Source organism: Shinella sp. HY16, assembly GCF_028534175.1.
In the GTDB taxonomy this organism is placed as follows: domain Bacteria; phylum Pseudomonadota; class Alphaproteobacteria; order Rhizobiales; family Rhizobiaceae; genus Shinella.
On sequence record NZ_JAHYXL010000002.1, the window covers coordinates 1,266,757 to 1,290,555 of the forward strand.

Below are 23,799 nucleotides of genomic sequence, written 5' to 3' on the forward strand. Positions count from 1 at the left end.
GTGGTTTCAAACACCTGCCGCGTATAGAGCCAGCCTGCCACCTTCCATCCAGTTCACGCTGTAGATGGAAGGACGACAATCTCTATCTGGTAGCGGCGGCGGATGAGCTTGCGCTCGACCGCGTGCTCTGCCGGCGGGCATACCCGCCGGCCTTCACGTTATCGGCATCAGGTTTCCGATGCCATCCTCTAGCGGAAACCCTCAGTACTGGACCGAACGGGGATCGATCGGAGCCGCTTTCGGCGGCGCGAACTTCGTCAGATCGATCCCTTCGACCGCAGCCTTGTACTCTTCCGCACTTGGCGTCCGGCCCAGGATCGCCGAAAGCACGACCACCGGGGTCGAGGCAAGCAGCGACTCACCCTTCTTTTCGGCAGTGTCTTCCACCACGCGGCCCTGGAACAGACGGGTCGAGGTTGCCAGAACGGTATCGCCCTTCTCGGCCTTCTCCTGGTTGCCCATGCAGAGGTTACAGCCCGGGCGTTCGAGGTAGAGGATGTTTTCGTATTCGGTCCGGTTGCTGGTCTTCGGCTGCAGATCATCGAACTCGAAGCCCGAATACTTCTGCAGGATTTCCCAATCCCCTTCGGCCTTCAGTTCGTCGATGATGTTGTAAGTCGGCGCGGCCACCACGAGCGGGGCCTTGAACTCGACCTTGCCTTCGGCCTTCTCGATGTTCTTCAGCATCTGAGCCACGATCTTCACGTCGCCCTTGTGTACCATGCAGGAGCCCACGAAGCCGAGATCGACCTTCTTGTTGCCGCCGTAGTACGAAACCGGACGGATCGTATCATGGGTGTAGCGCTTCGAAACATCGGCGTTGTTCACGTCCGGGTCGGCGATCATCGGCTCATCGATCACGTCCAGATCCACGACGACTTCCGCGAAGTACTTCGCATTGTCATCCGGCGCAAGCGCTGGCTTTTCGCCCGAGCGAATCTCGGCAATGCGTGCATCCGCCTTGGCAATCAGGCCCTTCAGCGTGCCTGCAGTATTTTCCATGCCCTTGTCGATCATGATCTGGATGCGCGACTTGGCGATTTCCAGCGACTCGATCAGCGTCTCGTCCTGCGAAATGCAGATCGAGGCCTTGGCCTTCATCTCGGCCGTCCAGTCGGTGAAGGTGAAGGCCTGGTCGGCGAGCAGCGTGCCGATATGGACTTCGATGATACGACCCTGGAAGACGTTATCGCCACATTGCTTGAGCATCTGTGCCTGGGTCGCATGCACCACGTCACGGAAGTCCATGTGCGGCTGCATCGTACCCTTGAAGGTCACCTTGACCGATTGCGGGATCGGCATGGTCGCCTCGCCGGTGGCCAGGGCAAGTGCCACGGTGCCGGAGTCCGCGCCGAAGGCCACGCCCTTGGACATGCGGGTGTGGCTGTCGCCGCCGATGATGATCGCCCAGTCGTCCACGGTGATGTCGTTCAGCACCTTGTGGATGACGTCCGTCATCGCGTGATAGACACCCTTCGGGTCCCGCGCAGTGATCAGGCCGAAATTGTTCATGAAGGACATGAGCTTCGGAATGTTCGCCTGTGCTTTCTTGTCCCAGACGGACGCCGTATGGCAGCCCGACTGATAGGCGCCGTCCACGAGCGGCGAGATGACGGTCGCCGCCATCGCCTCGAGCTCCTGCGCGGTCATCAGGCCGGTGGTGTCCTGCGACCCGACAATGTTCACCTTCACGCGAACGTCGGATCCTGCATGCAGGACCTTGCCCGGCGTCACACCGACGGCATTGCGGTTGAAGATCTTCTCGACCGCGGTCAGGCCCTGACCCTCGACGGTGATTTCCTTGTTCGGGGCAAAGACCGGGGTCTGCTCCACACCGAGGGTCTGGGCAGCAAATGTCTGGAGCTTCTTGCCGAAGACGATAGCATAGGAGCTGCCGGCCTTCATGAACTCCATCTTCTGCGGTGTGAAAGCGGCAGCGACATCGACCAGTTCCGCGCCGTCCTCGCCACGGAGCTTCTTGTTCTTCACGTCGATCTTCAGGACCGTGCCAGTCTCGACCGAGAACTTCTGCTCAAGGACCGGGTTACCGTCGTTGTTGAGGATCGGCTTGCCGTCTTCACCGGTCTTCTTGGTCCAGTTCTTCAGGTTGATGCCGATACCGCCGGTCACGTCGACCGTGGTCGCGAAGATCGGCGAAATGCCGTTGGTGCCCGCGACGACCGGTGCGAAGTTGACGAAGGGCACATAGGGGCTGGCCTGCTTGCCGGTCCAGAGCGCCACGTTGTTGACGCCCGACATGCGCGACGAACCGACGCCCATCGTGCCCTTCTCGGCAATCATCATCACGCGCTTGTCCGGGTGCTGCTTCTGCAGCGCGACGATTTCCTGCTGCGCTTCGGGCGTAATCATGCATTGGCCGTGCAGCTGACGGTCCGAACGCGAATGCGCCTGGTTGCCGGGCGACAGAAGGTCGGTCGAGATATCGCCTTCGGCGGCGATGAAGGTCACGACCTTGATCTCGTCCTCGACATCCGGGAGCTTGGTGAAGAACTCGGCCTTGGCATAGCTTTCGAGAATGCCCTTCGCGACCGCATTGCCAGCCTTGAAGGCGTCTCGCAGACGGAACATGTCGGCGTCGTAGAGGAAGACCTGCGTCTTCAGCACCTCACCGGCCTGCCCGGAAATTGCAGCATCCTCGCCAAGCGCGATGTCGAGCAGCACTTCGACCGAGGGCCCGCCCTTCATGTGCGACAGGAGTTCGAGGGCGAACTCGGGGGTGATCTCCGGGACGACAGTTTCGCCGAGGATGATCTTCTTGAGGAAAGCAGCCTTGACCCCGGCAGCACTCGTCGTGCCCGGCAGCGTATTGTAGATGAAGAAGTTTAGGGCGTCCTTGCGATGCTCGCTACCGGCATCTTCAATCAATGCAATGATTTCGCCGACAAGCGCGCCATCATCAATCGGCTTGGGAGCGAGCCCTTGCGTTTCTCTGCTTTTGATCTCGGCCAGATAGTCCAGGTACAGGTTCATCGCAATCCCAACGTCTAGAGGTACACGGCTGCTGAAAGGCAGCGCCACCGAACCGCATGTTCGCCGGCCCAGCTTCTTATGCGCCACGAGTAGGTCAACCAACGCCGGCTGGCAAGATGCCGTATTTTAGTAAAAAAGTGGTGCTTTCAATTCATGTTTATCTGAATAAAGATGCTCGTAGCGAGCGAGCCGAATGGAAAGACCGTTTTACCCCACCGGCTGTTCCCATCAGACAACTGACGACGCATTGCCTCAGTTAACGCGGTTCGCTCAGCACCTTCTCAAAACCATGTGTCAAACATTCCCATAGCAGATGACGCGATCTGGCTATGATCACCTCTCCGGGCTAAAGATCGAAAGGCAGACGACAGGTTGTCGTCATCCTCAGCGTGCAACAGAACCCGTGCCTCGGCTATCATGGCTTTTGGTACGAACGCCATTTCAAGCATAGCGCGCAATTTGATGAGGGTCGTGATGCGTAAAGCCGCCGTTCCGTTTTCTATGTAGCGATCATTGAAACGCGGTAACCGTCACCGTTAAGGCGACGAGGTGTCCGGCTGCGGCCACCGCTGCAGCGCGTCTCGCCCGGTATCCGTCAGGCCATAGACGCCCCTGTCGAGGCGCTCGAACCAGCCGTAGACATTGGAAAGCAGGATTTTACCGGCATCCGGTACATTGGCGCGCACTGCGCGTACGGGCAGCGGCCCACCGGCAAGCGCGGCGGCGCAGCCGAGCGCCTGCTGGCGGTAGGCTGTCATGACCGGTGCACGGGTGCTGCCGCCGCGGGCCGGATCGCCGCGCCGCTTCTGGTGCTCCCGCATCAGCCGCGACCGGCGCTTCGGATTGGTTCGCGGCATGGGGGATATGGAACCGACGATGACGCTGACGTCATCGCCATCGGAAACGCCGAGCATGCCGATGCCCAGCCGGCGGCAGAGGTCACGGTAGCGCTTGTCGGATTCCCGCCCCCTGCCCCTCGCCGAGACCCTTGCGGCGATCCAGACCTCGTCCGAGACGGCAGCCCGGTCTACGGCCTGGAGAATGAGCTCCAGGTTGAACGTCAGCTTCAGCTCGCAGATCACGACGACGGGTGGATCGTCATTGCTCAGCCCGACAAGGTCACAGCCGCCGATTTCCCCCTTGACGACATAGCCGGCCTTTTCGAGGAAGCCTTTGACGGGCAGGTAGAGTGAGGTTTCCATAGGCCTGCGGAACGGTGACGAAGCGGAGAATCGCCCAGCAGGCTACATTGAACCGCCGGGATGGGACACCCCGTCTCCTACGCACCGCACGATATGTCTACCCCTCCCCCCGATGGAGCGACCGGCGCTCGCTTTCTATCGGTTTTTCCAATGAGCTGCACGGGCTTCCCAGCGCTGGATGATCCCGTGTTCGACGACCAGCATGACGGCGACGAATGCGAGGGAATAGACCAGCACATGGGTGGTCTCGAACTGCTGGAAATAGAGGTGGATGCGAAAGCCGATGCCATTCGACCGGCCGAGGAATTCGACGACGAGAACGATCTTCCAGATTACGGCGATGCCGTTGCGCGCGGCGACCGCGAGCCAGGGTGCAAGCTGCGGCAGCACAAGATGGCGAAGGCGCTCACGACCGGACAGGCGGGCGACGGCGGCAAGGTCCTCCAGCGCCGGATCGAAGGCACGCACGCCCTGCCGCACGGTGATCATCACCATGGCCGTCTTGTTGAGGGTCACCGCGACGATGGCTGCCAGTTCGTTGAGCCCGATCCAGAGATAGCAAAGCACGATCAGCACGAGCGCCGGCAGGTTCATGAAGATCGTGACCCAGGGGTCGGCCCAGCGGTTGAGGGCCCGATAGCGTCCGAGAAGGAAGCCGAGCAGGCTGCCGGCCGCCATGGCGAGCGTGAAGGAAACGACAACGCGCAGCAGCGTTGCAAAAAGCTCGCGCGGCAGGCGCCCTGCGATGGTTTCCGACCAGAAGACCCACGCCACGTCGACAGGCCCCGGCAAGACCGTCGGGTCGGCCTTCAGGCCGGCAAGCGCCGCCCAGAACAGGCCAAAGAGGCCGAGGGATAGAAAGAAGACGCCAACCGACGGGCGGTCTTCGGCATGGATCTGCGTCATCGGAAATCTCCCACCCCGACTATAGCCGCCGAACCATGCCGCCGATCCGCGACCTTGGTCGTATGGCGGCCTTCCGACAGGTGCATAGAAATCGGGACGGGAGGATCCGGCGATGGAAAGAGGCTTGGCGCGATGCGGCCTGCTGCTGAGCATTTTTATCCTCGGCCTTCTTCTGTGTGGCCGGAACGCGCCGGCGGCCGTGCTCGACCACCAGGCACTAGCCGGCATGATCGTGCCACCCTATGCGCTGGGAGAGCCGGTCAACGACAAGGGCGTCTGGACGCTGCTCAACTCCGGTGGGGCGGAGGCCGGCTATGTCTTCGAGACGGGGCCGCTCGCACCGCTGCCCGGCTTTTCAGGCGCGCCGATCAACATGCTTGTGACAATCGACCGGGATGGCCGCTTTCTTGACATCAGGCTCCTTTCGCACAACGAGCCCATCTTCGTTTCCGGCCTGGGAGAGGTGCCCTTGCGCGCCTTTCTCGAACAGTATCGCGGGCATTCGATCCGCGAGCCGCTGGTCGTCGGCACACCCTATGGCGAGGCCGGCAATGGCTCCGATCTCGTCTATCTCGACGGCGTAACCAAGGCGACGGCGTCGGTGCGCATCGCCCATGAATCGATCCTCGCCGCAACGCTCGACGTGGTGCGCGAGAAGATGCAGGGCGTGGTGAGCGGCCCGCCGGTACACCCCGATCCGGCAGTCGATGAGGTGCTTGACTGGCCGACGCTGGTCGAGCGCGGCCTCGCCCGGAACCTCACGGTTACCAACGCTGCGCTCGATGCGGCGTTCGGCAAGACGATCTGGGCGCATGACGACCCGGAGGCAGCAGCGGATCCAGAGGGGCTTTTCCTTGATCTCTGGGCGGTCGACATCGGTCCGCCGGCCATCGCGCGCGCTGTGCTGGACGATGAAAGCCTTGCCGACCTCCAGCGCCTTGCGCGCATCTCTCCCGATGACGAGCCCATCCTCCTCATCGAAGCTGGGCGCCATGGCCTCGTGTCGCCGGATTTCGTGCGCAACACGGCACCGGACCGCCTGGCGGCAGAGCAAGACGGCCTGCCCGTCGCGCTGCGCGATGCCGACCTTGCGGTAGAGACACGGACGGGCGTGCCGCTGGGCACGACGATGCTTCTGCGTATCGACCGTCGCCTTGGCTTCGACCCGACGCGGGACTGGACGCTCTCCGCACAGGCCGTGCGCATGCATGGCATGCTGAAGCCGGAGGTCGGCTCCGTCCATTTCCCGCTCGTCCTCAGGGCTGACCCCGCCTTCTTCAGCCGTCCGGTGGTTGCGGCTGCGTTGGCGCCATGGCAGGCGGCACTGGCCGATCGGAAATGGGATCTCGCCGCGCTCGGCGTGCTTCTGACAGGACTGCTGGCGGCGGTCGGCCCCGGCATGCATCGTCTCGCTCAACCCGCCACGCTGCGTCCGGCGCGGCTCGCCCTCCTGGCGCTTGTCGTCGTGTTCGTCGGCTGGTGGGGGCAAGGCCAGCTTTCGATCGTCACGCCGCTCGCCGTGCTGCGGACGGCGGTCGATGGTGGCAGTCTCGCCGTGTTGCTCTACGATCCCTTCTCGCTGCTGATCTGGGGGGCTGCCATTCTTGGTTTCGTGCTGTGGGGGCGCGGCCTTTTCTGCGGCTGGCTCTGCCCCTTCGGTGCCATGCAGGAATTCGCCCACCATGTTGGCAGGCTGCTGCGGCTGCCGCAGTGGAACCCCTCCCCTGTCTGGGACAGCCGGTTGAAGGCCGGCGCGTGGCTTGCGCTTGCCGGCCTCCTCGCGGTCGCGGTGCTCGCGCCGGAAAAGGCTGAGACGGCCGCCGAGATCGAACCCTTCAAGACGGCAATCACCACCTTGTTCCAACGTGAATGGTACTATGTCGCCTATGCCGGATTCTGGCTGCTGCTTGCCATGGTCACCTTCAAAGGCTTCTGCCGTTATGTCTGTCCGCTGGGGGCGCTCATGGCCATCGGTGGCCTGCTGCGGCTGCGCCGATGGATTCCCCGCCGTGCAGAATGCGGTTCGCCCTGCCAGCTTTGCCGCGTACGCTGCCCCTATGGCGCCATCCGCAAGACAGGCGAGATCGCCTATTCGCAATGTTTCCAATGCCTCGACTGCGTCTCGATCCACGATGACGGCGCGCAATGCGTGCCGCTCGTGCTGGCCCGCCGGAAGAGTGCACCAAGCCCGCGGGCGGCACGGGCATGAACCGACGCCGCTTTCTCCTGATAACCGCCGCGGTGGCCGCCTTTCCCGGCGCCGCCCGCGCCGGGCTCACGCGCTGGCAGGCAGACATGCTCGGCGGCACGGTGCGCGTCGATCTGCGGGGCCCGCGTGATCTTGCGCAGGATGTCGCCACCCGGATCGGCGCGGCAATCGCGGAGGTGGAGGCTGCAGCAAGCCTCTTCAATTCCGATTCCGCCCTCAGCCGCTTGAATGCCGCAGGACGGCTCGACGATCCGCCCCCTGTCCTTCTCGACCTGATGCGCCTTTCCGGGAAAATGCATGCGATGACGGACGGACGTTTCGATCCGACGATCCAGCCACTTTGGCGTGCTCTGGCGGAAGGGCGCGACCCCGCGCCCGCGCACGCCGCGATCGGCCTGGCACGGGTACAGGTCGGCCCGCCGATCCGGCTCGACAAGGGACAGGCATTGACCTTCAACGGTATCGCGCAGGGCTATGCCGCCGACCGGGTGCGTGGACTGCTGCAGGAGGCAGGCTATCGCGATGCGCTCGTCGATATGGGGGAGTTCGCGGCACTCGGTGGGCCGTTCCACATTTCCATCGAAGATCCAGCCCTCGGCGGAATCGCCACCCGCCGCCTTTCGGGCAATGCCGTTGCCACGTCAAGCCCGACGGCGATGCGGATCGGGGGCGACTTCCATATCCTCGGCCCACGTGGTGAAACGCCGGGCTGGTCGACAGTTTCGGTGGAGGCAGAGAACGCCGCACTGGCCGATGGCTTCTCGACGGCCTTTTGCCTGATGCCCTGCGAGGCGATACGCGCCGCGCTCCACCGCTCCCCTGCGGTGACGCGGGTAACGGCAGTGGATTTCGCCGGCGATGTTTCGACGTTCTGAACCTTAGCGCGTGGGCGGGGTGAAGGTCAGGCCGTGGGCCGCAAAGATACGCGCGATCTCACCGTCGGCGAGCGCCGCCGCGATAGCTTCGTCGACGGCATAGGCGAGGTCCTTGTGCTGGAAGTTGATGCCGATGCCGACCGTCCAGCTTCCCCGGGCAAAGCCGACAAGCGGTGGGGCGTGCACCGTCAACCCGCTTTCCGGATGGCGCACGAGCCCGGCTTCCAGCTCCGCACGCGGACCCATCGCAGCCTTGGTTACGCCCTCCGCCAGCCCATCCATTGCCGCAGCCACCGACCGGTACCGATGGATCTTGTCGACGGGGCCAATCAGGGAAGTGAGGTAGAAATCGGCGATGGAATCGTTCTCGACAGCAACCGGATCGAAGCGGAAGAAGGGCGGCGTCGGCCCTTTCTCCGCATAGTCAGCCGCACGATAGGCGATCGCGATGCTTTCCGTGGCATATTGTCCGGTGAAGGTAACCTGCTCGATACGGCAGACGAGGGCACTGTCATAGGGCACATGCAGCATCACGTCGCTGACGCGGCCGCCGACGGTCGCGCCCTTCCAGACATAGTTCAGGAGGTCCGCCTCCAGGTTTTCCCCGGCGGCAACGAGGCGGAATTTCGCCTCGACACCAAGGCCCTTGGCGATCAGCCGCCCGATCTCGACGTCGACACCGACTGCTTTGCCCTTTTCCTCATAGGACCAGGGCGCATAGTCCGCATAGACGGCGAATTCTATCCAGCCTTCTTCAAGAATCCGGTCGAAATCGCGACCGACATCCTGCGCGAAAGTGTTCTGCGGTTTGGGTTGAGGCTTGTAGTCCTCGCAACGCGCAAAAGCGCCGCCCGGGAGGGCAACGCCGAGGACAAGGGCCAGAAGAGCACGGCGGAGCATGTGCGTTACTGCGTGGCGGAAAGGCCGACCGTCAGCACTTCCGCCGCCTTCTTCCAGCTTTCCGGCGTTTCTGAGAGAATGCGTGCTGCCTCGTAGGTCACGCTGTCGGCCACGGGAGCCCCGGACGCGGTCTTTACTTCGGACGCGATCGTCTCCAGTTCCTTCCTGAGCGCGGCCGTATCAGCCACCTTGCCGCTGCCCAGTTCGTCGCGGATCTCATGCAGGCGCTGGGCATGGTTGTCGAGCGCCCCATCTTCTGGCCGGGTTTCCACATAGGTGCGGATCGCCCAGGCTGCCTTCTGACCGAGAATGTCGCCGAAAGCCGGCATCTTCGTCGTGCCGTCCTGGGTGTAGCCGTGGCGGAAGCGTTCCATGAACCACTCGTCGCCGGCTTCCTCGGCCTCAAGGAAGCGCAGGTCCGGCGCAAGCCCGCCCGAAACCGCGCCGAGGCCATGACAGCGCGCGCAGTTCTGGTTGAAGCCCGAAGCGCCGATCTCCACCGCCTTCAGCCAGGCCTCGTGACCGATCGCCGCCTCGCGATAGGGATTCTCGGTCAGCCATTCCTCGCCCACGTCAGGCAGGGCATCCGTGTTGACAGGCTGCGGCGCCACGTCGCCATGGGCGATCACGATGCTCGTCGTCGCCAAGAGGATGAAAGCAGCGATCCCGCCGCGAATGATATTGGCCGACATGCGGTCCTCCCTCGCATTTCTTACTGCCATTTTTCTACGGTAAGCCCCGGCCGCGGCGATATGCGACCTAGGTCGCCCCGCCCCATGGCACCAAGGTCGTATTTCGGGGTTCATGCGCTGCCGCCATGCTCGCCTGTGTAGGAGGATGAGACATGCCGGTACGCTTCATGCCGCACCGCGAGGGGCTTTGCCTTGCGGCCGCGTTCGTCTTTTGCGCTTCGTCGGCTGCAGCCACGATCACCATACCGATGACCTATCTTCGGCAGGAGGTGGCGGCACCGCCGGTTCTCTCCAATCTCGACCCCATCCCGGAGGATCGTGGCATTGCGGGCGCGCAGGTTGCTCTGACCGATACGAAGACGACCGGCAGCTTCATGGGTCACGACTACAGCCTCTCCGTCATCTCTGTGGAACCCGGCGGCGATTTTCTCGACGCGGCTCGCAAGGCACTTTCGGCCTCCAAAATCCTGTTCCTCGATGCCACGCCGGAAGGCATTCTTGCAGTCGCGGACTTGCCGGAGGCCCGGAACGCCCTTCTGTTCAACGTCGCCTCGGGCGAACGGCGACTGCGCGATGTCGAGTGCCGCCCCAACCTGCTGCATACCATGACCGAAGATGCCATGCGTAGCGACGCCCTTATGCAGGTGCTGAAAGCCCGCCGGTGGACGCGGACGGTGATGATCGCCGGCCCGAAACCGGAGGATCGCGCCTTCGCCGAGACCCTGCGCGCCTCGGCGCAAAAATTCGGCGTCGAAATCCTCGCCTCGAAGGAGTGGTCCTTCGATACGGACCTGCGTCGCGCTGCCGGGCAGGAAATTCCGCTCTTCACCCAGGATTTTCCCGATCACGACGTGCTTTTGATCGCCGACGAGGCAGATGATTTTGCCCGCTATGTCGCTGACAACACCTGGCTGCCCCGTCCCGTCGCAGGCTCGGACGGACTTCGCGGCGAAGGCTGGGCACCTGTGCTCGAGCAATGGGCGGCCGTGCAGTTGCAGAACCGGTTCGAGAAGGCTGCCGGGCGCGAGATGGGCTCCCGCGACTACGCGGCCTGGACGGCGCTGCGCAGCATCGGCGAAGCGGTGACACGCACCAACACCGCGGATCCCGCGGTGATCCGCGGCTTCATCCTCTCGGACAAATTCGCCCTCGACGGCTTCAAGGGCCGCAGCCTCAGTTATCGCGCCTGGAACGGGCAACTCCGCCAACCCATGGCGGTCGTCAATGCCCGCGCCTTAGTCGAGTTGACACCGCTCGACGGCTATCTGCACCAGACCAACGAAATGGACACGCTGGGCCTCGACCGGCCCGAAAGCGCCTGCACTGCCTTTGGAGGATGAAATGAGATTTCCGGTCCTGTTGATCGCCCCGCTTCTGGTCGCTGCCCCGCTCCAGGCTCTGGCCGGCGAGATTTGGGTGACGAATGAGAAGGACGATACGATCTCCGTAATCGACACGGCGACCCTCGAGGTCGTGCGTACTATCAAGACCGGTGAGCGACCCCGCGGCATCACGTTCAATTCCGACCACAGCCGCGTCTACATTTGTGCGTCCGACAGCGACACGGTCCAGGTGATGGATCCGGCAACCGGCGAGATCCTGCATGACCTTCCCTCCGGGGAGGACCCCGAGCAATTCGTTCTCGCGCCGGACGACAGGCATCTGTGGATCGCCAATGAGGACGACGCGGTGACGACCGTCGTCGATGTCGAGACGCGCAAGGTCGTGGGCCAGATCAATGTCGGCATCGAGCCCGAGGGCATGGCTGTCTCACCGGACGGCAAGATCGTCATCACCACCTCGGAAACGACGAATATGGCCCATTGGATCGACACGGAGAAGAAGGCGATCTTCGCCAACACACTGGTGGATTCCCGCCCGCGTCATGCCGAATTCGCCAGGGAAGGGGCAGAACTGTGGGTCTCCTCGGAGATTGGCGGAACGATTACCGTTTTCGATGTCGCCACCCAGGCGGAAAAGGCGAAGATCCGCTTCGAGATCACGGGTGTCAACGCCGACCTCATCCAGCCCGTCGGCTTCGAGTTCACGCCCGATGGCAAGACGGCGTTCGTCGCGCTCGGACCGTCCAATCACGTGGCGGTGATCGATGCCGATACGTTTGTGGTCCAGAAATACGTGCTTGTCGGCCGTCGTGTCTGGCACCTCGCGTTTTCGCCCGACCACACGCAGCTCTTCACCACCAACGGTGTTTCAGGGGACGTCACCGTGGTCGATGTCGCCACGCTGGAACCCGTGAAATCCATCAAGGTCGGCCGTTTCCCCTGGGGTGCGGCGACCCGTCCATGACTTTTTGAGAGGGAGGATAAGATGAAGAAAGCAATTCTGGCCGCAATCATACTCGCCGCCATACCCTTCGCCGCGCAGGCGGATGACGAAGACGACGCCAAACCCGAGGCGGGCCTGGGGCTCGCCGGCCTCTTGTCGAAATCCAACCGCCAGAGCCTGCCAAACATCACGCTCTCGGCTGGGCAGCCGGTTTCCAAGGCGCCGCTCACGCTGAAGTCGGGGAAGTACTACACGGTGAAGATCGAAGCGGATGGCAGCCAGGAGCTGGCGCTGGAAGGAGCCGGGTTCTTCAGGGCAGTGTGGATCAACGAGATCGTCATTGAGGGTATCGAGATCCGTCCCCTCGGCATCGATTCCATCGAATTCGACGAGGCGGGCGAGGCGGAAATCAGCTTCGTTGCGATCAAGCCGGGCAGCTACCACCTGAAGGTTCCCGGTAGCACAGGCGACAGCCAACAGGTCGCAATCACCATAGAGTAGTCGACCATGGGCGGTTTGACGGTGGAGGGCATCAGTCATGATTGGGGCGCGCGCTGTGCGCTCGATGACGTGTCGTTTTCCGTCGAACCCGGCCGCTTTTGCGCCCTGCTCGGGCCGAACGGTGCCGGGAAGTCGACACTGTTCGGAATGCTCACGCGGCTTTTCACGCCGCGTGCCGGCCGGATCGTGATGGCGGGTTTTGACATGGCGCGCGCGCCACGCGCCGCCCTCGCCCGCATGGGCGCCGTCTTCCAGGCCTCCACGCTCGATCCGGATCTCACCGTCCGGCACAACCTCCTCTACTTCGCCGCGCTGCATGGCCTTTCGGGGCGCGAGGCGGAGATGCGCACGATTGCAGCACTTGAGCGGCTCGGCATGGCAGAGCGTGCAGGGGAGAAAGTCGCAAAACTCAACGGCGGCCACCGCAGGCGGATGGAAATCGCCCGCGCCCTCCTGCATAGGCCGCAGGTGCTGCTGCTGGATGAGCCGACGGTCGGCCTCGACGCGGCCGCACGCACTGCCATCACCGCCCACGTGCACGACCTCTCGGCGGACGGGCTGACCGTGCTTTGGGCGACCCACCTGGTGGACGAGGTGCGCAAGACCGATCGGCTTGTCATCCTCCATCGTGGCAGCGTGCTTGCCGACGGCGAGGCTGGAGAAATCGGCGGTGCGGATCTCACGGCCCGCTTCCTTGCACTGACGGGAGAACGGGCATGACGACGGAGGCTCTGGACGGAGCTGAACCGCAAACTGGCGGCGTACGGCGTTCCCGTCCCCTCACCGCGCTTCGGGCAATCCTCTATCGGGAAGCGTTGCGGTTTCTCGGACAGCGCGGGCGGCTTGTCGCGGCGCTGGTACGACCGTTGGTCTGGCTCTTCGTCTTCGCCACCGGCTTTCGCGCGGCGCTTGGCCTTTCCATCACGCCGCCTTACCAGACCTACATCACCTACGAAATCTACATCGTACCGGGGCTGGTTGGCATGATCCTGCTGTTCAGCGGGATGCAATCGTCCCTCAGCCTCGTCTATGATCGGGAGATGGGATCGATGCGGCTTCTCCTGACCGCGCCGCTGCCACGCTGGTGGCTGCTGTTCTGCCGGTTGCTGGCCGGCAGCCTGATCGCCGTGCTGCAGGCCTATACCTTCCTCGCCATCGCCGCGCTTTACGGGATTCGCTTTCCCTTGCTGGGTTATCTTGCCGCCGCCCCAGCCATGGCGGTCGCCGCGATGATGCTCGGCGCGCTCGGTCTCCTGCTCTCCTCCTTCATCCGACAGCTGGAGAATTTCGCAGGTGTGATGAACTTCGTGATCTTTCCGATGTTCTTCCTCTCCTCGGCGCTCTATCCGCTCTGGAAGATGGCCGAAGCCTCGCCGCGCCTGCGGGACCTGTGTGCGCTCAATCCCTTTACCCATGCCGTCGAGCTGATCCGCTTTTCCCTCTACGCCAAGGGCAATCTTACGGCGCTCGCCGTCACCCTCGCCGCCTTCGCCGTGTCCGGCCTCATCGCCATCTGGGGTTACGACCCCGCCCGTGGCCTGACGGCGCGAAAGGCCTGAACTGGAGACCCACCATGCGTCTTGTCATCGTTACCGCGAGCCTGTTGTTCCTTTCTGCCAACACGACCCTGTCGCAGGCGGATGCCGGCGCCGGCGGCACGCTCAATCCGGAGGAACTGACGCTGAACCGCGTCATGAAGGATATCGCCGAGGGGCGCACCAGCATGACAATCTGCGCGACCGGCTACTACATCACCAAGTCCGGCCGGCATGAGATGGCGCGCGAACTCTTCGAGCGCTGTGCCGAGGCCGGCTGGACTGGAGCAATGACCTGGATGTCGCAGCTCGATGACAATGGCCTCGGCGGTCCTGAAAACCCCGATGCCGCTGCAGAATGGGACCGCCGTGCGGCCGAAGCCGGCGATCCTGTCGGCAAGTTCAACTATGGACTCGACCTCATGCGCGGGCGCGGCGTCTTGGAAAACAAGGCACTCGGCCGCCGCTACATCGACGAGGCGGCCGACAACGGCCTTCCGTCAGCAAGGCGCCTCAAGGGGGCCGGCTATGACCTCGACGTCGTGACGCCCGACGCCGACAACTGGAAATACGCTCCGGCTTTCTGATCCTCCTCGACAAGCCGTGCCGGCCGGCCCTCCAGGCGAAGGATACGGCCGGCAAGCCGCTGAGCCTCGGCCCGGACATGGGTGACGAGCAGCGTCGCACAGGGCCGCGCGGTAATCAGTCGCTCGAACAGGCTCATCATTTCATCGGCCAGCACCGGGTCGAGGCTGACGAACGGCTCATCCATCAGCAGGAGATCCGGTCTGGAAGCGAAGGCCCGTGCCAGCGAGAGGCGCCGCTGCTGGCCCAGTGAAAGCATGCCCGGAAAGCGCCCGCCAAGCCCTGCTAGCCCAACCTCCTCCATCCAGTGCCGTGCCTCGATTTCGCTGACACGCGCGACGATGGTGAGGTTCTGCAGAGCCGTGCGCCAGGGCAGGAGAACCGGCTCCTGGAAGACCATCGCGACGCGTTCCGTTGCTTCCAGTCGTCCTTCGAAACGCCTGTCGAGCCCGGCAACGATGCGCAGCAGCGACGTCTTGCCGGCGCCTGAGGGGCCGGTCAGCGCGACGGTTTCACCCGGCACGAGCGAAAGCGCCATCGGGCCAAGCACACGGCCCGGCCCGCCTTTCTCCAGATCGAGCCGCAGGACCGGCTCAGCTGCCGGGATGATGGAAAACGCCATCGGGCAGTTCTTTCAGGTCGCCCACGAGGTCGGCGCCGCCGAGCTCGGTCATGAGGGCAAGCATGCGGGCGGCAGCCTTTTCGTCAACGGCACCCGCCTTCGGCGTACCAGCAAGGAAGCCCGCCTTCAGCGCCTCGAATTCGGCATCGTTCGCCGCCTTCATCATCGGGCGGATACGCGCCCAGGCAGCCGGATCGGACGTCAGCTTTGTCTTGGCGGCATGTGAGGCCGCGGCGATCGCTCCACCAAGACCCGGATTGGCCTTCAACAGTTCACCGCGCACCACATAGCCGACGAGCGGTGTTTGCGGGTCGAGGCCGAGCGCCTCGGCTGCCTTATCGACGGTCATCAGCGGACGCATGCCCGCCGCCTGCATGCGGGCGCCGAAATTCCAGAAATTCAGCGCACCCTGTACTTCGCCGTCGAGCGCTGCCTTGTAGACGAGTGGTGGAGCGCCAAAGATCTGCTCGGTCGTCCCGGAAATATCGAAGCCCTCCACTTTCTGCGCATAGGCGCGCAGGATCAGCCAGCTCTTGTCGATGGGGCTTCCCGCAACACCGATCTTCTGGCCTTTGAGATCCGCAAGCGTTTTGGCCGGACTGTCGGCCGCGACCATAAGGGCGCCGACGGCGCGCGAATAGGGGATGAAGACAAGATCGCGACCGGCAGCGCGCTCGCGCGCCACCCAGAGCCAGTCGGAAACGATCATGTCCACTTCGCCGGCGACGAGCGCGATTTGCGCCGCCGGCGCACCGGCAACATCACTCACATCGAGGGCAAAGCCATTTGCCTTGTCGAAGCCGTAGTGACGGATCGTGTCGGCTTCCCAGTTCACCGTGCCCGAAAGCTGCAGCGCGGCGCGCACGACGGGCGTCTCGGCGAGTGCCGGCGTAAATGACAGGAGCGCGGCCGCAACCGCGCCGGCAAGCGATTTCAGGATCGTCATGGGCTCTCCTCCCCTTGGTCCCGAGATGCTACCCCCCTGCCCTATCGCTCGATATACGACCTATTGACGGGGGGCGAAGAGGCCGGAAACCCGCCGCAACGGGCATTTTACGACCAAGGTCCAATTCAACCCTTCCCGAACAGCACCGATGATCCCCCTCGTGGAGCCCGCGTCCTGCTGCGGGCATGGAGTGGGAGGATGCCATGAGGAAACTCGTATTGGCCGCGATTGCGGCCATCGCCTGTTCGAGCGCCGCTTATGCCGGCGTGACCGAGGACGATCTTGCCAAGGACGCCGAAACCGTCGGCGACGTCTTGACCAACGGCATGGGCCGCGGCCTGCAACGGTTTTCGCCGATGGAGACGCTGAACACCAAGAACGTCAAGAATCTCGTGCCGGCCTGGGCCTTCTCGCTTGGCGGTGAGAAGCAACGCGGCCAGGAAAGCCAGCCGATCATCTATGACGGCATGATGTACATTACCGGCTCCTACAGCCGACTCTATGCCATCGACATCAAGACAGGCAAGGAAGTCTGGCAGTATGACGCGCGCTTGCCCGAGGGTATCCTCCCCTGCTGCGACGTGGTCAACCGTGGCGCGGCGATCTTCGGTGACAACATCTATTTCGGCACGCTCGACGCGCGCATCGTCGCGCTGAACCGCAAGACAGGCGACGTGGTCTGGAACAAGAAGATTGCAGACTACAAGGAAGGCTACAGCTACACCGCCGCCCCGCTGATCGTGAACGGTCTCGTCGTGACGGGCAATTCGGGCGGTGAGTTCGGCGTCGTCGGCGAGGTGCAGGCGCGCAATGCCGAGACCGGCGAACTCGTCTGGACCCGTCCCGTCATCGAAGGGCATATGGGAACCTTCAAGGGCAAGGAAAGCACGATGACCGGGACGCTCAACGCGACCTGGCCGGGCGACCTGTGGAAGACGGGCGGGGGAGCGACCTGGCTTGGCGGTTCCTATGACGAGGACACCAAGACATTGATCTTCGGCGCGGGCAATCCGGCTCCGTGGAACAGCCATCTGCGCAATGCTGGCAAGCCTGTGGAAGGCAACAAGGGCGACAACCTTTATGCCGCCTCGCGCCTCGGTATCGACCCCGAAAACGGCGAGATCAAGTGGCACTTCCAGACGACACCCCGCGAAGGCTGGGATTTCGACGGCGTGAACGAGGTCGTTCCTTTCGTCGACAAGGACGGGAACAAGCGCTTCGCCACTGCCGACCGTAACGGCTTCTTCTACGTGCTGAACCGCGAGGACGGGAAATTCGTCGCCGCCCATCCCTTCGTGAAGAACATCACGTGGGCCAAGGGTATCGATGAGACCGGCAGGCCGATCTACAACGAGGACAACCGTCCGGGCGATGCGGCCGCGGCCGCTGACGGCGCTAAAGGCCAGCAGGTCTTTGCCGTGCCCTCGTTCCTCGGCGGCAAGAACTGGATGCCAATGGCCTACAGCCCGAAGACGGGCCTGTTCTACGTGCCTTCCAACGAATGGGGCATGGACATCTGGAATGAGCCCATCAGCTACAAGAAGGGCGCGGCTTACCTCGGTGCCGGTTTTACCATCAAACCGCTCTTCGAGGACCATATCGGCAGCCTCAAGGCAATCGACCCGAGCACCGGCGAAATCAAGTGGGAATACAAGAACAGTGCTCCGCTATGGGGTGGCGCGATGGCAACGGCCGGCGGCCTCGTGTTCTTCGGTACTCCGGAAGGCGACTTCGTCGCGCTTAACAACGAGACCGGCGAGGATTTGTGGAAATTCCAGACGGGCTCGGGCATCGTCGGCCAACCAGTGACCTGGGAGCAGGACGGCGAGCAGTATGTGTCCGTGATTTCGGGTTGGGGCGGCGCCGTTCCGCTGTGGGGCGGAGAGGTCGCGAAGAAGGTCAACTACCTCAATCAGGGCGGCACAGTCTGGACCTTCCGCCTGCCAAAACAACTGGCCTCGCTGGACTGAGATGAAGAGCCGGGCGGAAACGCCCGGCTTTGTTGCTTTGGCGCTGGCCGAAAGGCCGATGAAGACGGACGAATTTGATGCTAAGCTACCGCCAGCCCTATCGGGAATTTCGCATGATACCAGTTCTAGTGCCGGAAAAACCTCTTCGCATGCTGCGGTCGGCGCTGATTGTCGACGATCATCCGTTGTTCTGCGATGCATTGTCGATGACGCTGACGGGACCGGTGGGCATTCCGGATGTCGAAGCCGTCGGCACGCTGGAAGCGGCGCTGACGCGGCTTGCCAGCGGGCCGTCGCCGGACGTTGTCGTGCTCGATCTCAACCTGCCCGACGTCAACGGCCTCGATGGCGTGGTGCGCCTGCGCCAGGCAGCGCCGGAGACGCCGATCGTCGTCGTCTCGTCGCTCGATGAGGTTCGTATCGTGCGGGCGGCCCTGAAGGCCGGCATCAATGCCTTCGTGCCAAAACATGCTTCGCGCGAAGAATTCCGCGAAGCCTTCGCCGTCATCGCACGCGGGGAGATCCACGCAAGCCGTCTGGCACTGGAAGGATCCGTACCGAGCCCCTCGGAAGAGGCGGTCAAGCGGCTTGCATTGCTGACGCGCCAGCAGGCCCGCATCCTGCAGCTTGTCTGTGCTGGCCGCATGAACAAGCAGATCGCCTACGAGCTTTCCATCGCCGAGACGACGGTGAAAGCGCATGTCACCGCCATTATGCGCAAGCTCGGTGTGCAGACACGCATGCAGGCGGTGCTGTTCGCGCAGGAAGCAAGCTTTGCAATCATGGTTACTGACACCTGAAGGTGATTTTGGAAGGCCAGTGCGGAACTTCGGGCATGGCGGTGCGTGAACGTGTCGATCGGCCAATTCGTCGGGATTTTCTGGCGGATACTAAGACCATCGGCTAACGGCTTCATTCCCCGCTGGCGCGGCCCCGCGGCGGATGCTTAAGATAGAGACGGGGGAACGGCGGAGGAGGCCATCGCCCGTGGATGAACACTTCGTTACCCGTGCGCTCGTATCGGCGCATGAGAGCTGTCCGGTTGCGCGCCTGGCTGCGGGTCTTGGCCCCGGCCCGTTTGCGCTTGTCCTGCTCTTTGTTTCACCCGAAGCCGATGTCGCGGCCGTCGTTTCGGAGAGCTCCAGAGCTTGGCCGGGTGCCAGGATCGCCGGCTGCACCACGGCCGGAGAAATTTCCGGGGCGGGCTATGAGGAGGAGAGCATTGTCGCAGTCGGGTTTCGTGCAAATCATTTCGCTGCCGAAACATTTTTGATCCAGAACCTCTCCACGCTTGCCGCCGACACGCTGTCCGATACTCTGCTACACATCCGCCAGACCCTTGCCCGCGATCACGGCCATTTGGCGCAAGAGTTCGCCCTCCTCCTCGTCGACGGGCTTTCAGCGCGCGAAGACGAACTCGCCTCCGCACTCGCCGCCGCTACGGGTGCGATGCCTTTGATCGGCGGTTCGGCGGGAGACGGCGTCCATTTCCGGGAAACGCTCGTCTTTGAGGGCGAGCGGCTTCTCCCCAATGCTGCGGTCATCTCGGTGATCCGTGGCGACTGTCCGTTGCGCCCGTTCAAGATGGATCACATCAAGCCGACGGAGCGACGGATGGTCGTAACCGAGGCAAATCCCGCAGCCCGCATCGTGCGGTGTATCAATGGCGAGCCGGCGGTACGGGAATATGCCCGCCTGATCGGCATGGAGCCGGAGAGCGTCAACACCCTCACCTTCGCCATTCATCCGCTGACCGTGCGGATGGGAGACCGTCACCACGTCCGCGCCATTCAGCGGGTACTGCCATCCGGCGAACTGCTGTTCTTCTCAGCGATCGACGAGGGCATGGTGCTTACCATCGCCGAGCCGCACGATCTGGTAGGGCATCTTTCAACAGAGCTGCAGGCGTTGAAGGATCCGGCCGATCCCGTCGCAGTTCTCGCCTTCGACTGCATTCTGCGGCGCATCGAGGCACAGGAGCGGCAGATGACAGGTCCTGTCTCCGAACTTCTGCGCCAGCACGGCGTCATTGGCTTTTCCACCTACGGTGAGCAGATCGGCCCCATGCACATAAACCATACGATGACCGGCTTCGCCTTCTACCCACCCGGCACCGTCGTTTCGGAAGGTGGCTCATGAGCACCCGGATTTCCGACGGCCTGTTTGATCCGGCCGATGGCGATAGCCGCAACCTCGAGAAAATGCTTGTCATCGCTGACGCGCTGATGCGCCATGTCGAGCAGAATACCGGCGACCGTGGCGCCGCCTTCGAGCAGTTCCGGCGTGCGGCCATGCTCGAAGAAAGGGTTCGTCAACGTACGCGGGATCTCGAAGCGACGCTGAAACTGCTCAACGAGGCCAACAGCGCCACGGAGCGCGCGCGCCGTGACCTGTCCCAGGCGATCGAGGCCATCGAGGAAGGGTTTGCGCTCTTCGATCCGGCTGAAGTGCTCGTGCTCTGCAATTCCCGCTTCTGTCGGGACCTCGTGGACATTCACGAGAAACTTGCTCCCGGCATTACCTTTGCCGACTATGTGGAAACCGCCAGCCGCTCCACGTACCTCGCCCTCCCCCGCGGCGTGACCCCCAAATCCTGGGTAGCCGAGCGCATGCGCCTGCACCGGGCACGGCAGGTCTTCAATGTCGGGCTTAGTGGTGACCGCTGGCTTCAGGTCAGCGAGCAACGAACAGCCGATGGCGGCACTGTCATTCTCCAGACCGACATTACTGACCTGATCCGCATGGAGCGCTCCGAACGTGGCAAGCTGCTCGATGACCAGGCCCGTATGATCCGGGCCACGCTGGAGCACATAAATCAGGGCGTCGGCATTTTCGACGCCAACCGCCGACTGGTGGGATGGAACAGCCGGGTCGCGCAGCTGTTCGACATTCCGCCACGCCTCCTACGGCGAGGAATACCCTTCGAGCTGCTGGCAGACTACATCGCCGACGCCATCACCCTTGGCGATGGTTTTTCCGGTGACACCTTGCGTCAGTGGATCGATGGCCGGCTACCGCGCGGGCCTCTATCCTTTGAGATCACTCATGCCTCCGGCATCATCCTCGATGTCTTCGCGCAGGAAGTGCCGGGGCGCGGCTTTGTCATGTCCTTTGCCGATGTCACGCGCGAGCGGCTCGCCATCCACGCCATGATCCGCGCCAACAACTCGTTGGAAGCGCGCGTGGCAGCACGCACCGGCGACCTTGCGGCCGCCCTAGCCGAAGCCGAGCGTGCCAACTCAGCCCGCGTGCGCTTCGTCGCCGCGGCAAGCCATGACCTCCTGCAGCCGCTTTCCGCCGCGAAGCTTTTCGTTGCCGCCGCAAGGGATGACGCGGAAGCGACCCCGATGCGTGGGACACTCGAAAAAGCGCACAACGCCCTCGTCAGCGTAGAGGGTATTCTCGGCGCCCTGCTCGATATCTCCCGGCTGGAGGCTGGCGGGACGGCGGTCGATATAGGGCCGGTTCCCCTCTCCCTGCTTCTTCGGCAGCTTACAGACGAATTCGCCCCGATCGCGGCCCGCAAGGGACTGAGGCTCGATATCCTGCCTTGTGGCCTTACGGTTTCGAGCGACCCGACGTATCTACGCCGCATCCTGCAGAATCTGATCAGCAATGCGATACGGTACACCGCGAGCGGCCGCATCCTCGTTGGCCCGCGTCGTGTGAACGGTCATGTGCGTGTCGAGGTCCACGATACGGGACCGGGCATCGCGGCGGACCAGCAGCAGGCGATCTTTCGTGAATTCCACAGGGTTCAGGGATCAGCCTCAGCCTCCGAAGGCATGGGGCTTGGCCTCGCCATCGTGGAGAGGGCTTGCGCTCTTCTCGGCCACCGCCTTGATCTGCGCTCCACACCCGGTCGCGGCACCTGTTTTTCCGTCGACCTCGCCCGCATGGCATCCCGGGCTAACCCCATCTACCGCGAAGCAACGCCTGTCATACCGGAAGAACCCGGCGACAACAGCGACCGGATCGCACTTCTCGTCGAAAACGATGTGGGTTTGCGCAGGGCCATTGCCTTGCTCCTGGAACGGCGCGGGGTCAGCGTGCTGGAGGCGGCCAGTGGCGAGGAGGCGCTTTCGCTGCTCGACGAAATCGGCATCGTGCCCGACCTCTACCTCATCGACCAGCAACTCGATGGCGCGCTTACCGGCATCGAGACGGTAGAGGCTTTGCACGCCCAACATGGTGCGCGCCCTACCCGCATCCTGACGGCCGATCGCAAGCCGCAAACGCGGCTGGCAGCAGAAGCTGCCGGCATCGAGATCATGTACAAGCCGATTGCTGCCGATGCGCTGGAAGCCTTCGTGCTTGCCGGCTGATCCGGCACTAAGGTCGCATTGCGACACTACCCACACCATGGGACATCCCTCCATCCGATCTGGAGGAGGATGTAATGACGAGACTTTTGGCCATGACGGCCCTGATGGTTCTTGCAGGCGGCGCAGCCCAAGCCGCAGAGCATGCAGTCAAGATGCTGAACAAGGGCGAAAGTGGCGCCATGGTTTTCGAGCCCGCCGCCATCGCTGCAGAGCCAGGCGACACGGTTCGCTTCATCCCCTCCGACAAGAGCCACAATGTCGAAGGTATCAAAGGCATGCTTCCCGAAGGCGTCAAACCCTTCAGGAGCAAAGTCAACGAAGAGTATGTACTGACGGTCGCCGAGCCCGGCTACTACGGCATCAAGTGCTCGCCGCACTACAGCATGGGCATGGTCGCCCTCATTCGCGTGGGCGACGGATCCGCCAATCTCGACACCGCAAAATCGGTCAAGCTTCCCGCGAAGGCCGGCGAACGAATGAAGGTCGCCTTTGAGACGCTGGCGGCGCAGTAGTCCGCGAAAAACTGGGCCACAAGCCGGCTCTTGGAGCCGACGATCGCCGGCGTTCTCAAATGCGCCATAGCCTAACTCCACCGGACCGCCCTCGGGGAATGATCTCGAGGCGGCTGGTCGGCGCGTTTGAATGTGCAAGGACCACATCTCCTGCCGCCAAGCGCCGGATCCATTCCATGGCGCGTCGCCGCACGCATCGGGCGCGCTATCGACTGAAGGAAATGCCCCGCATATTCGTGGGGCGCGACCTCCCGCAGGGCTCCACCTAGGCTACCACCCCTGGCGGAGGCGCGACAGAACGCGTTGAGCTACGGTTGCCTGCCCCCTATAGCCAGCGCACCCACTCGGATCGCACTCCATCAATCCGGGTCAGGCGACGGAGCGGGCATCCCTTCCCGCACGCTCTGCGCGGTGCGCCTCTAGCGACCGACAGCAGCACTTGAACGGCCAATAAGCCGCCACCAACCGACCACCCGCACTGACGCGGTCGATGAAATACACCACGCATCATTTCTCCGTCGCAGCCTTCGCATTCCCGACGCCGGCGGCGATCAGGCAAATTGGAACTTTACAATTGTAAAGTCCTCTGCCCGGCACGGCGGACTTTACAACTGTAAAGCTTGAGCTCCGAGCCGGAACACTAACGTCTCGTTAAGGAAAAACGCCTTGTAGAATCGGCAAGTCTCTGCCTATCGTGACGGAAATGGGTCCGCACAGCGCCCACAACCGTCAAGAGGATTGA

General features: G+C 63.1%; 20 protein-coding genes. 13 read left to right on the top strand and 7 right to left on the bottom strand.

Features of this window, described 5'->3' with window-relative positions; all coding sequences use genetic code 11:
* Window positions 1–201: 201 nt before the first annotated feature.
* From K0P03_RS26370 to K0P03_RS26380, 3 genes are all read right to left on the bottom strand, one after another.
* Entirely contained in the window at window positions 202–2,991 is a 2,790-nt protein-coding gene (locus tag K0P03_RS26370; protein WP_130519283.1) for a bifunctional aconitate hydratase 2/2-methylisocitrate dehydratase, read from the bottom strand.
* A 536-nt stretch (window positions 2,992–3,527) separates the two neighbouring features.
* Complete coding sequence (locus tag K0P03_RS26375; RefSeq protein ID WP_272791075.1) at window positions 3,528–4,193, bottom strand: DUF2161 domain-containing phosphodiesterase; 666 nt, start codon at window positions 4,191–4,193, stop codon at window positions 3,528–3,530.
* Between the two features lie 135 nt (window positions 4,194–4,328).
* The gene (locus K0P03_RS26380; RefSeq protein ID WP_272791076.1) at window positions 4,329–5,099 is read right to left on the bottom strand and encodes an ABC transporter permease; all 771 of its coding nucleotides are present in this window, start codon (window positions 5,097–5,099) and stop codon (window positions 4,329–4,331) included.
* 112 nt (window positions 5,100–5,211) lie between these two features.
* Here K0P03_RS26380 and K0P03_RS26385 point away from each other — a divergent pair, with 112 nt between their 5' ends.
* Window positions 5,212–7,308 (top strand): 4Fe-4S binding protein, encoded by a 2,097-nt coding sequence (locus K0P03_RS26385; protein ID WP_272791077.1) that lies wholly within the window; start codon window positions 5,212–5,214, stop codon window positions 7,306–7,308.
* The gene (locus K0P03_RS26390) at window positions 7,305–8,183 is read left to right on the top strand and encodes an FAD:protein FMN transferase (protein ID WP_272791078.1); all 879 of its coding nucleotides are present in this window, start codon (window positions 7,305–7,307) and stop codon (window positions 8,181–8,183) included. The genes K0P03_RS26385 and K0P03_RS26390 overlap by 4 nt, the downstream gene beginning before the upstream one ends.
* A gap of 3 nt (window positions 8,184–8,186) precedes the next feature.
* Here the strand turns inward: K0P03_RS26390 and K0P03_RS26395 are convergent, their stop codons facing one another.
* Together K0P03_RS26395 and pedF are read right to left on the bottom strand one after the other, a co-directional pair.
* The gene (locus K0P03_RS26395; RefSeq protein ID WP_023513584.1) at window positions 8,187–9,083 is read right to left on the bottom strand and encodes a substrate-binding periplasmic protein; all 897 of its coding nucleotides are present in this window, start codon (window positions 9,081–9,083) and stop codon (window positions 8,187–8,189) included.
* 5 nt (window positions 9,084–9,088) lie between these two features.
* Window positions 9,089–9,775 (bottom strand): cytochrome c-550 PedF, encoded by a 687-nt coding sequence (gene pedF / locus K0P03_RS26400; RefSeq protein ID WP_023513585.1) that lies wholly within the window; start codon window positions 9,773–9,775, stop codon window positions 9,089–9,091.
* A 152-nt stretch (window positions 9,776–9,927) separates the two neighbouring features.
* On the opposite strand from pedF, the gene K0P03_RS26405 reads away from it, so the two are divergent.
* From K0P03_RS26405 to K0P03_RS26430, 6 genes are read left to right on the top strand one after another with little or no spacing between them, the layout of a single operon-like run.
* On the top strand, window positions 9,928–11,115 hold the full coding sequence (locus tag K0P03_RS26405) for an ABC transporter substrate-binding protein (protein ID WP_272791079.1): 1,188 nt from the start codon (window positions 9,928–9,930) through the stop codon (window positions 11,113–11,115).
* 1 nt (window position 11,116) lies between these two features.
* Complete coding sequence (locus K0P03_RS26410) at window positions 11,117–12,082, top strand: YVTN family beta-propeller repeat protein (RefSeq protein WP_024270717.1); 966 nt, start codon at window positions 11,117–11,119, stop codon at window positions 12,080–12,082.
* Between the two features lie 21 nt (window positions 12,083–12,103).
* Window positions 12,104–12,562, top strand: coding sequence for a hypothetical protein (locus K0P03_RS26415; RefSeq protein WP_023512726.1), 459 nt, complete (start codon window positions 12,104–12,106; stop codon window positions 12,560–12,562).
* 6 nt (window positions 12,563–12,568) lie between these two features.
* Window positions 12,569–13,282 (top strand): ABC transporter ATP-binding protein, encoded by a 714-nt coding sequence (locus K0P03_RS26420; protein WP_272791080.1) that lies wholly within the window; start codon window positions 12,569–12,571, stop codon window positions 13,280–13,282.
* Complete coding sequence (locus K0P03_RS26425; RefSeq protein ID WP_272791081.1) at window positions 13,279–14,121, top strand: ABC transporter permease; 843 nt, start codon at window positions 13,279–13,281, stop codon at window positions 14,119–14,121. Before K0P03_RS26420 ends, K0P03_RS26425 begins: the two co-directional genes overlap by 4 nt.
* Window positions 14,122–14,135: 14 nt before the next feature.
* Window positions 14,136–14,684: a tetratricopeptide repeat protein gene (locus K0P03_RS26430; RefSeq protein WP_272791082.1), complete on the top strand. Its 549-nt coding sequence runs from the start codon at window positions 14,136–14,138 to the stop codon at window positions 14,682–14,684.
* On the opposite strand, the gene K0P03_RS26435 is transcribed toward K0P03_RS26430, so the two are convergent.
* Complete coding sequence (locus K0P03_RS26435; protein ID WP_050745939.1) at window positions 14,624–15,304, bottom strand: ABC transporter ATP-binding protein; 681 nt, start codon at window positions 15,302–15,304, stop codon at window positions 14,624–14,626. The two genes, K0P03_RS26430 and K0P03_RS26435, sit on opposite strands and share 61 nt — an antisense overlap.
* Window positions 15,276–16,250, bottom strand: a complete 975-nt coding sequence (locus K0P03_RS26440) for an ABC transporter substrate-binding protein (RefSeq protein WP_130519305.1) — start codon at window positions 16,248–16,250, stop codon at window positions 15,276–15,278. Before K0P03_RS26440 ends, K0P03_RS26435 begins: the two co-directional genes overlap by 29 nt.
* Window positions 16,251–16,453: 203 nt before the next feature.
* Between K0P03_RS26440 and K0P03_RS26445 the strand changes: the two genes are divergently transcribed.
* The 5 genes from K0P03_RS26445 to K0P03_RS26465 all read left to right on the top strand — a co-directional run bounded on the left by K0P03_RS26445 (window position 16,454) and on the right by K0P03_RS26465 (window position 23,057).
* Complete coding sequence (locus K0P03_RS26445) at window positions 16,454–18,220, top strand: PQQ-dependent methanol/ethanol family dehydrogenase (protein ID WP_272791083.1); 1,767 nt, start codon at window positions 16,454–16,456, stop codon at window positions 18,218–18,220.
* Window positions 18,221–18,333: 113 nt separating this feature from the next.
* Complete coding sequence (locus K0P03_RS26450) at window positions 18,334–19,020, top strand: response regulator (protein ID WP_037407719.1); 687 nt, start codon at window positions 18,334–18,336, stop codon at window positions 19,018–19,020.
* Between the two features lie 187 nt (window positions 19,021–19,207).
* Window positions 19,208–20,359: an FIST N-terminal domain-containing protein gene (locus K0P03_RS26455; protein ID WP_272791084.1), complete on the top strand. Its 1,152-nt coding sequence runs from the start codon at window positions 19,208–19,210 to the stop codon at window positions 20,357–20,359.
* Window positions 20,356–22,545: a hybrid sensor histidine kinase/response regulator gene (locus tag K0P03_RS26460; RefSeq protein WP_130519313.1), complete on the top strand. Its 2,190-nt coding sequence runs from the start codon at window positions 20,356–20,358 to the stop codon at window positions 22,543–22,545. The genes K0P03_RS26455 and K0P03_RS26460 overlap by 4 nt, the downstream gene beginning before the upstream one ends.
* A gap of 74 nt (window positions 22,546–22,619) precedes the next feature.
* A complete protein-coding gene (locus tag K0P03_RS26465; protein WP_024270714.1) occupies window positions 22,620–23,057 on the top strand; it encodes a pseudoazurin in 438 nt (145 codons plus the stop codon).
* Window positions 23,058–23,799: the final 742 nt, after the last annotated feature.

What these genes read in the sequence shown, in the direction of transcription:
- K0P03_RS26450 (WP_037407719.1), top strand. Translation starts at nt 18,334, where the DNA reads ATGATACCAGTTCTAGTGCCGGAAAAACCTCTTCGCATGCTGCGGTCG.
- pedF (WP_023513585.1), bottom strand. Translation starts at nt 9,775, where the DNA reads ATGTCGGCCAATATCATTCGCGGCGGGATCGCTGCTTTCATCCTCTTG.
- K0P03_RS26440 (WP_130519305.1), bottom strand. Translation starts at nt 16,250, where the DNA reads ATGACGATCCTGAAATCGCTTGCCGGCGCGGTTGCGGCCGCGCTCCTG.
- K0P03_RS26415 (WP_023512726.1), top strand. Translation starts at nt 12,104, where the DNA reads ATGAAGAAAGCAATTCTGGCCGCAATCATACTCGCCGCCATACCCTTC.
- K0P03_RS26460 (WP_130519313.1), top strand. Translation starts at nt 20,356, where the DNA reads ATGAGCACCCGGATTTCCGACGGCCTGTTTGATCCGGCCGATGGCGAT.
- K0P03_RS26370 (WP_130519283.1), bottom strand. Translation starts at nt 2,991, where the DNA reads ATGAACCTGTACCTGGACTATCTGGCCGAGATCAAAAGCAGAGAAACG.
- K0P03_RS26430 (WP_272791082.1), top strand. Translation starts at nt 14,136, where the DNA reads ATGCGTCTTGTCATCGTTACCGCGAGCCTGTTGTTCCTTTCTGCCAAC.
- K0P03_RS26410 (WP_024270717.1), top strand. Translation starts at nt 11,117, where the DNA reads ATGAGATTTCCGGTCCTGTTGATCGCCCCGCTTCTGGTCGCTGCCCCG.
- K0P03_RS26420 (WP_272791080.1), top strand. Translation starts at nt 12,569, where the DNA reads ATGGGCGGTTTGACGGTGGAGGGCATCAGTCATGATTGGGGCGCGCGC.
- K0P03_RS26425 (WP_272791081.1), top strand. Translation starts at nt 13,279, where the DNA reads ATGACGACGGAGGCTCTGGACGGAGCTGAACCGCAAACTGGCGGCGTA.
- K0P03_RS26380 (WP_272791076.1), bottom strand. Translation starts at nt 5,099, where the DNA reads ATGACGCAGATCCATGCCGAAGACCGCCCGTCGGTTGGCGTCTTCTTT.
- K0P03_RS26385 (WP_272791077.1), top strand. Translation starts at nt 5,212, where the DNA reads ATGGAAAGAGGCTTGGCGCGATGCGGCCTGCTGCTGAGCATTTTTATC.
- K0P03_RS26395 (WP_023513584.1), bottom strand. Translation starts at nt 9,083, where the DNA reads ATGCTCCGCCGTGCTCTTCTGGCCCTTGTCCTCGGCGTTGCCCTCCCG.
- K0P03_RS26390 (WP_272791078.1), top strand. Translation starts at nt 7,305, where the DNA reads ATGAACCGACGCCGCTTTCTCCTGATAACCGCCGCGGTGGCCGCCTTT.
- K0P03_RS26435 (WP_050745939.1), bottom strand. Translation starts at nt 15,304, where the DNA reads ATGGCGTTTTCCATCATCCCGGCAGCTGAGCCGGTCCTGCGGCTCGAT.
- K0P03_RS26375 (WP_272791075.1), bottom strand. Translation starts at nt 4,193, where the DNA reads ATGGAAACCTCACTCTACCTGCCCGTCAAAGGCTTCCTCGAAAAGGCC.
- K0P03_RS26405 (WP_272791079.1), top strand. Translation starts at nt 9,928, where the DNA reads ATGCCGGTACGCTTCATGCCGCACCGCGAGGGGCTTTGCCTTGCGGCC.
- K0P03_RS26465 (WP_024270714.1), top strand. Translation starts at nt 22,620, where the DNA reads ATGACGAGACTTTTGGCCATGACGGCCCTGATGGTTCTTGCAGGCGGC.
- K0P03_RS26445 (WP_272791083.1), top strand. Translation starts at nt 16,454, where the DNA reads ATGAGGAAACTCGTATTGGCCGCGATTGCGGCCATCGCCTGTTCGAGC.